This window comes from Paenibacillus macerans (genome assembly GCF_050565405.1).
Classification (GTDB): Bacteria; Bacillota; Bacilli; order Paenibacillales; family Paenibacillaceae; genus Fontibacillus; species Fontibacillus macerans_B.
Genome location: NZ_JBNYYG010000121.1, coordinates 1 through 1,432 on the forward strand (window position 1 = coordinate 1; position 1,432 = coordinate 1,432).

The window sequence follows — 1,432 nt, forward strand, 5'->3', positions numbered from 1 at the left end:
TAAACTGGTACCCATCCACTGGACACTTCAAAAAAAGTGTTTAGCGTATGGGTACCTTTTTGTATACTGGAAACAACAGTAGGGGGCGGACAAGATGAGCAAAAAGCATTTTACTCCAAATGAACAGGAACAATTATCAAGGAATTCTCATGTTCTGCGGGTAAGCGAAAAATCAATTACCTACGCCAATGAATTTAAGCGTCTATTCATCGACCAATATGTATTAGGCCAAACACCGAGAGAGATCTTTGAGGCAAACGGATTTGACGTGGAGATGCTCGGGATGAAGCGAATCGAGCAGTGTGCCGACCGATGGAAGAAGGCTTACGAAAAGGACGGAATCACCGGATTGGCAGACTCCCGCAAAGAAGCCGCCCTTCGTCCTTCCAAACGCCTGCTATCCCCGGAAGAGATCATCGCGAAACAGGAAGCGAAGATTCGACTTTTAGAGGAGCAATTAGCCTACGTAAAAAAGTTAGACAAGAACGAAAGGAGGCTGTTAGCAAACGGAGAAAATCTGACTAAGCGTGCGTGTTTTGAACTCATTCAGAACGCGGTAAGGCAGGGGGTGGGACGAATGACACGCTACCTTTGCCAGCTCCTTGGTGTGTCTCACTCCGGATACTACAACTACCTTAACACGGCAGACAAACGACTTGCACGCGAACGAGAAGACGACAAAGCAGGCGCTCTGATCCAAAAAGCCTTTAACCGAAGAGGATTCAAGAAGGGCTCACGGTCCATTAAGATGACCTTGGAACAGGAATACCACACGGTGTACAATCTCAAGCGAATTCGTAGATTGATGCGCAAATTCAACCTTGTATGCCCGCACCGGAGAGCGAATCCCTACCGGCAGATGGCCAAAGCGACTCAGGAGCACCGCACGCTCGAAAACAAGCTGCAACGAGACTTCAAGAAAGGCATTCCAGGTCTCGCGCTGCTCACCGATATTACCTACCTTCCGTATGGCTCCTCCCAGACGGCTTATTTGTCGACCATTCTGGATGCCTCTACAGGGGAGCTTTTAGCGCACAATTTATCGACCACTCTTCATCTGCCTCTGGCCACAGAAACCGTAAAGTTGTTAACAAAGCAGAGACGTGTAAAGCTCCACGAGAAGGCTTTCATCCACTCCGACCAAGGCAGCCACTATACCAGTCCCCTCTACCAAAAACTACTGAAATCCAAAGGACTGGGCCAGTCTATGTCTAGACGTGGGAACTGCTGGGACAATGCTCCTCAGGAGTCTTTCTTCGGCCATATGAAGGACCATATAAAGAGCCGAAACTTCAAGAACTTCACTGAATTGGAACGGGAAATTAAGCGCTATATTCACTATTACAACAATTTCAGATACCAATGGGGATTAAAAAAGATGACTCCTGTGCAATACAGGAATCATCTCATAAATGCTGCTTAATTCTTTTTT

General features: G+C 47.1%; 1 protein-coding gene. It reads left to right on the plus strand.

Going from position 1 to position 1,432, the window contains the following annotated elements:
- Nucleotides 1-94: 94 nt before the first annotated feature.
- Complete coding sequence (locus ACQ4N8_RS28095) at nt 95-1,423, plus strand: IS3 family transposase (protein ID WP_430707667.1); 1,329 nt, start codon at nt 95-97, stop codon at nt 1,421-1,423.
- Nucleotides 1,424-1,432: the final 9 nt, after the last annotated feature.